Origin of the sequence: Pseudorhodoplanes sp. (assembly GCF_050250235.1) — a bacterium.
Lineage (GTDB): Bacteria > Pseudomonadota > Alphaproteobacteria > Rhizobiales > Xanthobacteraceae > Pseudorhodoplanes.
Map to the genome: position 1 here is coordinate 1 of NZ_JBFWPA010000178.1, position 9711 is coordinate 9711.

At 56.9% G+C, this 9711-nt stretch carries 13 protein-coding genes; 11 read left to right on the forward strand and 2 right to left on the reverse strand.

Going from position 1 to position 9711, the window contains the following annotated elements:
- From AB7F49_RS35115 to AB7F49_RS35130, 4 genes are all read left to right on the forward strand, one after another.
- Positions 1-395, forward strand: a 395-nt coding sequence (locus tag AB7F49_RS35115; RefSeq protein WP_428531176.1) for a flagellar biosynthetic protein FliR, incomplete at its 5' end; no start/stop codon positions are given.
- Between the two features lie 32 nt (positions 396-427).
- Complete coding sequence (locus AB7F49_RS35120; RefSeq protein ID WP_428531179.1) at positions 428-823, forward strand: hypothetical protein; 396 nt, start codon at positions 428-430, stop codon at positions 821-823.
- A 538-nt stretch (positions 824-1361) separates the two neighbouring features.
- The gene (locus AB7F49_RS35125) at positions 1362-1832 is read left to right on the forward strand and encodes a hypothetical protein (RefSeq protein WP_428531182.1); all 471 of its coding nucleotides are present in this window, start codon (positions 1362-1364) and stop codon (positions 1830-1832) included.
- A complete protein-coding gene (locus AB7F49_RS35130) occupies positions 1829-2287 on the forward strand; it encodes a hypothetical protein (protein ID WP_428531185.1) in 459 nt (152 codons plus the stop codon). The genes AB7F49_RS35125 and AB7F49_RS35130 overlap by 4 nt, the downstream gene beginning before the upstream one ends.
- 337 nt (positions 2288-2624) lie before the next feature.
- On the opposite strand, the gene AB7F49_RS35135 is transcribed toward AB7F49_RS35130, so the two are convergent.
- Entirely contained in the window at positions 2625-2789 is a 165-nt protein-coding gene (locus tag AB7F49_RS35135) for a hypothetical protein (protein WP_428531188.1), read from the reverse strand.
- Positions 2790-3169: 380 nt separating this feature from the next.
- Between AB7F49_RS35135 and AB7F49_RS35140 the strand changes: the two genes are divergently transcribed.
- The 7 genes from AB7F49_RS35140 to AB7F49_RS35170 all read left to right on the forward strand — a co-directional run bounded on the left by AB7F49_RS35140 (position 3170) and on the right by AB7F49_RS35170 (position 8578).
- Complete coding sequence (locus AB7F49_RS35140) at positions 3170-4435, forward strand: flagellar hook protein FlgE (RefSeq protein ID WP_428531191.1); 1266 nt, start codon at positions 3170-3172, stop codon at positions 4433-4435.
- A 29-nt stretch (positions 4436-4464) separates the two neighbouring features.
- The gene (gene flgK / locus AB7F49_RS35145) at positions 4465-5934 is read left to right on the forward strand and encodes a flagellar hook-associated protein FlgK (protein ID WP_428531194.1); all 1470 of its coding nucleotides are present in this window, start codon (positions 4465-4467) and stop codon (positions 5932-5934) included.
- Positions 5935-5937: 3 nt separating this feature from the next.
- On the forward strand, positions 5938-6987 hold the full coding sequence (locus AB7F49_RS35150; RefSeq protein WP_428531197.1) for a flagellar hook-associated family protein: 1050 nt from the start codon (positions 5938-5940) through the stop codon (positions 6985-6987).
- Between the two features lie 87 nt (positions 6988-7074).
- On the forward strand, positions 7075-7422 hold the full coding sequence (gene flaF, locus AB7F49_RS35155) for a flagellar biosynthesis regulator FlaF (protein ID WP_428531200.1): 348 nt from the start codon (positions 7075-7077) through the stop codon (positions 7420-7422).
- The gene (flbT, locus tag AB7F49_RS35160; RefSeq protein WP_428531203.1) at positions 7419-7847 is read left to right on the forward strand and encodes a flagellar biosynthesis repressor FlbT; all 429 of its coding nucleotides are present in this window, start codon (positions 7419-7421) and stop codon (positions 7845-7847) included. The genes flaF and flbT overlap by 4 nt, the downstream gene beginning before the upstream one ends.
- A gap of 36 nt (positions 7848-7883) precedes the next feature.
- Positions 7884-8315, forward strand: a complete 432-nt coding sequence (gene flgD, locus AB7F49_RS35165) for a flagellar hook assembly protein FlgD (protein WP_428531206.1) — start codon at positions 7884-7886, stop codon at positions 8313-8315.
- Entirely contained in the window at positions 8312-8578 is a 267-nt protein-coding gene (locus tag AB7F49_RS35170; RefSeq protein ID WP_428531209.1) for a flagellar biosynthetic protein FliQ, read from the forward strand. The genes flgD and AB7F49_RS35170 overlap by 4 nt, the downstream gene beginning before the upstream one ends.
- 91 nt (positions 8579-8669) lie before the next feature.
- Here the strand turns inward: AB7F49_RS35170 and AB7F49_RS35175 are convergent, their stop codons facing one another.
- A complete protein-coding gene (locus AB7F49_RS35175) occupies positions 8670-9629 on the reverse strand; it encodes a GntR family transcriptional regulator (protein ID WP_428531212.1) in 960 nt (319 codons plus the stop codon).
- Positions 9630-9711: the final 82 nt, after the last annotated feature.

The following is a 9711-nucleotide window of genomic DNA, read 5'->3' on the forward strand; positions in this document are numbered from 1 at the left end:
CAGAGCCCGCGGTCGCTATGCTGGTTTCTGCAATGACCGTTCTTCTGCTTATACTGATGGATTTTCCACTATATCTGATCTCTGCTCTCGCTCGGTCCTATTCGGATCTGCCCATAGCAGCGATGCCCAACGCGGCCGTGATGTTGCGCAACGTTACTACGACACTATCTGCTGCGTTTATCGTTGGTGCGCAGATCAGTGCACCGTTTGTAGTCTATTCGGTCATCATCAACGCCATGTTTGGTATTTTGGGAAGGCTGGTTCCCCAGTTGCCGTCCTATTTCGTCTCTGTTCCGTTTGTCGCTTTGGGCGGGTTGGCATTACTTCTTATCGTGCTGGGGCAAATGCTACTTGTAATGAGCGGCGCGATTTCTCGGTTGGCATTACCTCAATGATGAGTGAACTCACGTAGATTGGAGCGCGACGCATGGCCAACAGCAAGACCGCGCGCCTGCAACGCCTGGTGCGTGTCACCGAATTGATTTACCGGCGGGAGTCCGCAGAACTAGCGCGGCTCCATCTGGAAGTGCGAGCGGCGACCGACGGCACCGCTGATGCTGAGCGGCGCTTGGACGACCCGTTAGCGGGCGGTGACTTCATTTTTCAGCTTTCCATGGCGCGCGCGGCACGTGCGCGGAGGAACCAAGCTGGGGCGGAACTGCAGTTCCATTCGCAGTTGGACGTGACGATGAACGCAATGGGTCAGAAAAAGGGGGCGGAAGGTGGGCTCAAGTCCCACTCCCTCGCTATTCGGAATGCGCTGTCGCGCCGAGACGACGACGAAATTCTGGAGCGCCTTGTGAGCCTTCTAAGGCCAGCTTGAGGTAAGGATTATGGGCTAACGAATTGAATTCGGGCCTAGACTCCTGCACAATTTCGATTGCTTACGTTTCTCAATAGGCGTCTTGCCCACACCGTCGTGATGCCAGAGAAAGCCAAACGTCAGCTCAAACAATGCCGATACTGAAGCACAGATTGCTGGCGTTGCTCCTAGCGATCGTATCTCCGGGCGCGCTGGCCGACCCTTTGGCGGCGCCGCCGAACGGGGTGAATCATCGTCGCGGCCAAGCCGAGACGAGATCCAGGAGCGCTCAGGTCGAGTTTGATGGGGTGGCCCTCCAGGCGATGATTGCCCCGATGATGTCGGGCATGAAAAGTGGCCCGCTCGGATCCGGACCAGCCGGTCGCTATTGGAAGTCTCTGATGACCGAGCACATTGCCCGCCATATCGCCGCCAGCGGGCAATTGAGGCTTTTACCGGCGCTTCCAAACGCGTCACGCACGTCGGCTCGAACAACAACTGCCGGCGTTGGCCACGCTAAAAGTCGAACATTCGGTGCAGTTCCAGCGGCGGACACGTCGTGGCGGACAATGGTTTCTCCTGCTTCAAACCGAGATCTGGCGCCGGTCGAAGTGCCAAGCTCGGAAACTCGCAAATAAAGGCTCTCGACATGCCCACTCCTCAACTTCCAAACAACGAGAGCAACGACACGTTGCGACGTATCGTTGCGCGCATCAAGATCATGGCCGAAGAAGAGCGAGAGTTGCTCGACACTTCGCAATTCGATGGCCTCAGCCGAATCGTGGCTCGCAAGGATCAGTTGGCGATCGAGCTGTCTCGAGAATTGAAAGTCGCCAATCCCGGCGTAGTCGACGGCGAGGCTCGTCAACTTTTCCAGGAGGCCGCCGGCACGCTCGAAGCGAATGCAGATCTTCTGCGCCGCCATATCGCGGCGGTTAGTGAGGTGGCGGGGCTCATATGCAACATACTCGTAAACGCAAACAGCGACGGCACTTATACGAATAATGTTTCCGGGCGCGGGTATCGATGATGTTACGAAGCCTGTCGCTAGGGGTTCTGGCGATTGTTGCGACGCTCATCGGCCACTACGCGGCTGGTATCGTTTCGTCCCCAAGTGCGACAGAACACGTACCGCAAGAGCATATTGACATTGTTAAGCTTGAACCTATTTCCGCCCCCGTAATTCGAGGCGGAAAAGTGATCGGATATGTTGTTGCGCGAACGTCTGTTACCGCTCCCGCCGCTGATGTAAAGGCGCATAAGGCACTTCTTGCAGCATACGCCGCCGAGGCTGCATTTCGCGCCATCTACGAGGAAAAATCGTTCGATTTCTCATCATTGCGCGCGGCCGAGGTGCTAGAGCTAAGTCGCCGAATAGTTGACCACTCAAACAAGCGGATGGGGAGGGCAACCGTGCGCGAGGCCGTTATCGAAAGCCTGAACTTTGTCACTCAGGCCGAGCTACGATCCCGTCATGCGAACTAGGAATCGAGTCGCGCTTAAAGCGAAGAATGTCTCGGGCTTGAGGGGAAAGGACAGGAGCCGATCATGAAAGCTGCGTTGCTGGGCCCGTTCGAGCTAGCATTCGATGCGATTGAGCGGGAGTTGCCGCCGGCTGCTTGCGGCGTGTTTGCGCTGGGATATGTGGATCCAATGGGCACGTTCCGCATGCAGCGAATTGGCCGAGATCAGAATCTGAGACAACGGCTTCAAGAGCTGATTGGATCGGGCAGTCGGTTCAAGTTTGCCGCTTCAATGTCTCCGCAGGTGGCGTTCGAACGAGAATGCGAGTTGTTTCACCAATTCCGGCCGCCAGGGAACATCATTCATCCGGATCGACCGAAGGGGACGAATTGGCTTTGTCCCATTTGCGCTCGGTTCCATCCTTGATCAGATTTAAGACATCGTGCAGCGCCGTTAGGTAGCCCAGGTGCCAGTACGCCTGCTGCGGTGACCCGCTATCAAGGTGCTGCTGATCGAACTGCACGTACGGAGACTCGTGCTCGAGCCAATGCGCAAGCTCGCGAGCCCGCTCCTCAATCAAAGAGTATGTTTGGTCCTCCATCATGAGGGCAGAATGGCCCCCCGGTCGTTGATGGTGCGATAACGCTCGGCAATCATGTATATTTCAGTTAATTATTTGTAATTATTCGATCTGTTTCGGATTTTTGCGGGGACGTTGACCGAAATCCGCAATTGGTGGCGGCCTGCCTGTACAGACTGCGGTGGGCTGGGCTCGATACACTGATGTAGACGGTTCGCGTGGGAGGCTTGGAAGTGGAAAGCCGCAGCGCAAGCGATGGGACAGTCTCACGCAAGGTGACGACGGCATTGTTGTCTTCCAGACGGGCAGGGAGAGCCGAAACAATGTCGATTGGCGGACTAATGCGGACAAGCGTTTCCGGGATGGCGGCGCAGTCGAATCGCCTAAGCGCCGTTTCTGAGAATATCGCGAATGCCTCGACGGTCGGCTATAAATCATCGAAAGCTGAGTTTTCTTCGTTGCTTCTCGATACACCGAACTCGAGTTATTCGTCCGGCGGCGTCGACACCACGATCCGCCGCGAAATTTCTCGCCAAGGCGTTCTGCAGGGCTCGAGCTCCTATTCGGACATTGCGATACGCGGTGACGGGTTCTTCCTGGTGCAAGATTCCGGCGGCACCGTGAGCCTGACGCGGGCAGGTGCTTTCGTGCTCGATGACGCGGGACAGCTTGTCAATTCCGGAGGCTTCACGCTTCTTGGCGTGCCATTGAACGGTGGGAATAGCGCGATATTGCCCGCAAACGGGGTTGCCGGTTTGCAGCCGGTGGACCTTAGCAGCAGTAAGTTGGAGAGCACTCCGACGACGACGGGCCTCCTGTCTGTCAATCTTCCGTCCGAGGCCGCCGTCATTGCGCCAGCAGATATGCCGTCGGCCAATGCGGCCACCGCTCAGTCTTCGGCCCGCACGTCCATCGTTGTGTACGGCAATCTGGGTGAGGAAGTGACCCTTGATGTCTACTACGCCCGCACGCCAACCGCGGGAGAATGGGAAGTTTCAGTCTACAACGCGGCCGATCGATCGGCCGGCGGCGGATTTCCTTACTCCTCCCCCGCTCCCCTTGCCAGCGGCACTCTGGAGTTCGATGCGACCGGCAACTTGACATCGACGAGCCCGACTTCGCTTGCTATCCCGGTTCCCGGCGGAGCCGCGATGACCCTCTCGATGAGCGATACCACTCAATTGGCGACGCAGTTCACTATCATGCCAGTCCAAACGAATGGTAATCCACCAATGGAGCCATCCGGTGTCGAGATTAGCGCCGATGGCATCGTTTCGCAGATTTACAGCAATGGATCGCGAAGAGCGGTTTTTCAGATCCCCGTTGCGACGGTGGCAAGCCCCGACAAGCTTACCCCCAAATCTGGCAACGTTTTTCAGCTTTCGAGCGGGTCCGGCGACATCACGTTGGGAGCTGCGGGTGGGGGTGGAAGAGGATCGCTTATTTCGGGAGCGCTCGAATCGTCGACTGTTGATATGGCCTCCGAGCTGACGGACATGGTCGAAGCGCAGCGCAATTACACCGCGAACTCGCGTGTGTTCCAGACCGGGTCGGAATTGATGGACGTTCTCGTCAATCTGAAGCGGTGACACTTTCGCGATAGGAAGCAGGCTCGGCTATGTCGCTTACTCTCGCCTACAATATTGCTCGCGGTGCTTTGGCGACCAATGCGACGTCGGCATCGGTCGTCTCGCGAAATGTGTCGAACGGCGAAAATCCCAATGCAGCACGTAAGTCCGCGCTTGTCGTCACGGATGCGTCAGGTGGGGTTTATGTCGCGGGGGTGACCAACCAAGTCCGGTCCGCGCTGTTAGAGCGATCTCTTGAAAGCACCGCGTCGAGCAGTCAGTCGGCCGAGGTTGCGAAGGCGCTTGCGCAGATTGCCGCTGTTGTCGGGGACCCGGAGTCCGAAAGCAGTCCGGCTGCACTTATCGGAAAGTTTCGCAGTGCGCTTCAAACGGCCGCCTCTGCTCCGCACGACACAGCGATGCTGCAAGGCGTTCTCACGTCCGCAGAGAACTTGGCGACATCGCTGAACGCCGCATCGCAATTGAGCGCATCCACGCGCCTCGACGCCCAAGCAGCTCTCGGTCAAGCGGTTGGCGAATTGCAGTCACTCGTGGAGACGTTTTCAGGGATCAACCGCGAGATTGTGACGGGCACTGCGCTGGGACGCGACGTCACGGATCAGATTGATCAACGAAATAGCATCGTGCGCCAAATCGCCGACCTCGTGAATATCCGAACGCAAGCGCGATCGGATAGTGACATGGCGCTCTATCTCGCAAATGGATCAGTTCTCTTTGAGACTTCTGCGCGTTCGATATCGTTCGACAGCGGAGCGGTGCCACTACCTGGCCAAGTCGGTTCGTCGTTGCGCATCGACGGTGTGCCGCAAAGTGACGGAGAGAGCCTCGGCGGAAGGATCGGCGGGCTTCTCATCGTGCGAGACGAGGTCACCCTCGAGCTGGATCGACAATTGGATGAAGTTGCGCGCGGCCTTATCGTCGCGACCAGCGAGGCGGATCAGTCGACGCTGCCGACCGGGCCCGACCAGGCGGGTCTCTTCACTTTTCCGGGTGGTCCGGCACTGCCTCCATCCGGAAGTATCGCCGTGGGTCTCGCCAGCTTGATCAGCGTGAATGCAAATGTTCGACCTGAATTGGGCGGAACGATCGAGCGCATACGCGACGGGGGCATCTCGGATCCGCTCGATCCAAGTTACGATTACAACGCTGGTGATATGCCAGGTTACAATGGTCGGCTCAATCAGCTGATCGACCGACTTTCAGCCGATCAGCCATTTGCTTCATCGATTGGGATTTCCGTAGCTTCTGGCGGAGTATTGGCGCTTGCGACGTCGAGTGCTGGTTGGGTCGAAGGTCAACGCTCGGCCGGCAGCGCTGACAGCGAGAAGAAGCAAGTGCTGGCCGAAAGAGCCTTTGGTGCGTGGCAATCGGAAGTCGGGGTGAACCTCGATGATGAGCTTACGGCCTTGATGGCTCTGGAGCGATCCTATCAAGCCTCCACGAGACTGATTAGTTCAGTCAATTCGATGTTCGACGCCCTCCTTTCTGCAGTGAGATGATGAATGATGACCGCAACAATTTCGTCTCTGGCTTTGTGGGAAGCGTCTCGCATTTCGACGTCGCGCACGCAATCTCAGCTTGGCGAAACATCCTATGAAGTGACGTCGGGTCGCCACTATGATGTCGGTATCGCGCTCGGTTCGGAGACATCGCGAACAATCGATGCCCGGCTCATAAAAGAGGACATGGACTCGATTAAGTCCATGAACGCCGTTGCGGGGCAGAAGCTGTCGACAATGCAGGCCTCCATGAGTGGCATGCTCGATCTGGCGCGCAATCTATTCGATGAGGCCACGCGGGCCACGCAATCGGACGCAGACAGGGAGCTGTTTGTGGCCAGCGCGCGATCCATGCTCTCGACGCTCACGAGTTTGCTTTCTGCCACCAGTAACGGGACGTATGTCTTCTCAGGCGCGAACAGTCTTAGTGCGCCGGTCGCTGACTATCTTTCCATTCCGCCTCCGGTGTCCAGATCGGCAGTGATCGGGGCCTTCGCTGCCGAGTTTGGCTTTGCTCCCGACGATGCTGCGGTTGGCGGGATAACGCCGAATCAGGTGAACTCCTACTGGAGCGGGGCCTATGGAACACTGTTCGAGGCTCCTGGTTGGCAGTCGACATTCTCGAGCGCGCGTGACGATCCAACGGAGCTGCGCATCGGTCCGCAGGAGCATGCTGCTGTCGCGGTGACTGCGAATGACACCGGTATTCGCCGCCTCTATTCAGCCCTTGTTGCGGTGGTTGATTCTGGTGCGGGCGGGATGAACGCCGACTCTTTTAGAACACTGGCGGGCTTGGTTGCTGAGGGCGCGGGGGCTGCCGCTGGCGGCATCACCCGCGCTCAAGCGGCTCTGGGAGAGCTTCAAGGCAGGATAAAGGGTGCGAACGACAGAATGGAAACACAACGCAATGTACTTGAAAAAGTTATTGGGGGGCTGGAAGGCGTCGATCAAGTCGAAGCTAGCAGCCGGCTCAATAGCCTGACGACGCAATTGCAGGTTTCCTATGCGGTGACTGCACGGATGTTCAAATTGAGTCTGCTGGACTACCTCTAGTGGAGAGCATGTTGCTGGTGGTGGTTTCAATGGCAGCGAGCACGATTTTCTAAAGTCAACGCTTATGAGTGCAAGGAACGGCAGACCATGCTGAACTCACAATATGCAGAATTCCAGCAGGACGACCAAACAGAAGCCCGTGAGCACGAGCGTCTTGCGATTGATCATTCGATCGTTTTGATGGAATGCGCAGAGGGTGAGGCTCGCACGCCTGCTGACGTGGCAAATGCTATTCTGTTTGCCAGTCGGCTTTGGACCGTGTTGATCGAAGACTTAGCATCGCCGGAGAACGGACTTCCGAACGACATAAGAGCCCAGATTATCTCGATTGGGATCTGGATCCTTCGGGAAATCGAGGGCATCCGATCCGGCCAGAATCGGTCGTTCGCGGACATCATCATGGTGTCCAAGGCGATCAAGGAGGGACTGCTGTGAACGGCCGGCTGAAGCTCCATCTGAAGGCGAACGAACGAATATACATCAATGGTGCGGTGCTCCGGGTCGATAGGAAAGTCGCAATCGAACTGTTGAACGACGTGGTCTTTTTGCTGGAGGGCCATGTTATGCAGCAGGAGGAAGCGAAGACGCCGCTGCGCCAATTGTATTTTGTGGTTCAATCGATGCTGATCGAACCGCAAGCCGAGCCCCTCGCGCGACAAATTTACGAGCAGCAACATAGTGGACTGATTGCTGCATTTCGGAACAAGGATGTCCTGGCGGGTCTAGAGGATGTGAAGCTCCAGATCGAGCGCGGCAAGATCTTCGAGGCGCTAAAGCGGATAAGGTCGTTATTTGCCATCGAGGACGATGTGCTGCGGGATGCAATCCCCGACACAGCGGTTGCAAAGGCCGTCGCATGAGTGCGCGTCCACGAGAAGTGATCAAATCGGGATGAAATGCTGATGGACGTCGCACCGACGGCAACGAGCCGGGCTACGAGCGCTGAGACCGCGAGCGGGACAACTTCTGCAACGGGCGCGGGCACGAGCCTGGACTATAATGCGTTCTTGAAACTACTTATCGCGCAAATGCAGAATCAGGATCCCCTGGAGCCCATGAAGTCGAGCGACTATGTTGCCCAATTAGCGACGTTTTCGCAGGTAGAAAAGTCGGTTGAGATGAATACGCGCCTGAGCGACGTCTTGTCTGCGGTGCAAATGCAGCAGGCCGGAGATTTGCTTGGGAAAACCCTGACCTCTGCCGATGGCCAGACAACTGGTACAGTTGCCGCCGCCAAGCTAGTCAATGGAGGTGTTGTTGCTGTCTTGGCCGATGGAAGGGAGATCGCGATGTCTCCCGGCGTCGTTGTCGGAGGTAGCTCGATTTGACCGAGAGTGACGCACTGGACCTACTGCGATACGCCGTTTGGACCGTGATCGCCGCGTCCAGCCCGGGCGTGATTGCCGCAATGGTGATAGGTCTGATTATTGCAGTTTTTCAAGCATTAACGCAGATTCAGGAAGTCACGCTGACTTTCGTGCCGAAAATCGTGGGGGTCTTCGCGGCAGTCATGTTCGCTGCATATTTCATTGGGGCAAGCGTGGCCGGTCTCTCGGAGCTGACGCTGTCCAGAATAGAAACTGGCTTCTGAATTGCTTTGCAATGTGAGATAGGGCTCTCGATTTTCGTCATGTTTGGGCGGCGAACTCAACGTTGACTGGATGAGTGCCGTCGGATCCACGTTACTGGATGATTTCAAAGGTATGCGAAGCAAGCGAAATCGCATGCTCACACACCTCGAGTGGATCGCCGTTGGCATTCATCCCTTGCCTGGTTACGATCACCCAAGGGTTCGGCAACTCACCCAGGCCATCCATCGATGTCAGCAGAGGCCGAGTGCCGACTTCCCACCGCACGGTATGCATTTCGGTCCTGTATTGCTCCACATATTTTGCGAAAAGGGCGTCTGCGGACAGCTCCGCCAATTCTGGCCAATTGGGAAACGTCTCCTGATGTACGATCATGGTTTCCCGCCCAACCTGGCTATCGCCAATCTGCCAATCTCGCTCGAACTTGATGATCGGCAATGAGAGATTAGGATCGGCTCGTGCCGCGATCGCGCGGGCGGCCGGGCCCGCAAGGTGCAGTGTGGTATAGCGGGTGGGAGATCTATCCGGTTCGATCAATTCGCCATCGTGTCGGCGTACCGCAAGCATTGCCACCTGGCGCTGACCGGATTCGCGCCTTACGAAGGTTCCTCGACCGCGCTCTCGCACGACGATTCTTTCCTGCATCAGTTTTTCCATGGCCCGGCGTACTGTCCCGACGCTTACGCCGAGTTCTTGCGATAGCAGAACTTCGGGGGGCAACGGCTGCCAGTGCTCCCACTCGCCCGCCAGTATTCGAGCGCGAAGATGCTTGTGAACCTGATCGTATAGCGGGCCTCTGAAGCCTAGGAATGACGAGTCTGGCACTTCGCATCCTCGGAATTGTGGGTCGGCCAAGCTAGTAGCCAAGCAGACACCTATCAGCGAGCGAGCAGCACAGAAAGCAGGCCCTAACAATTGCGCACACTCCTTTAGGTTGTCGCGAAATAGCAACGCAACCTTTTTGTTGGGCGCTTCACAGTCAGAGCAGCTCGTTTTGGTAGGAACTGCGTCTGCCTCCGGTGAGCGCCGCCTTGTTCGGCTCCCGCATCTCATCGATTCTTATGCGATCGTGATGGATCGATGAGAGCGGGGATGTGCCCACAATGTCGGATGTGGACACAAAAGTTAGGCGGCG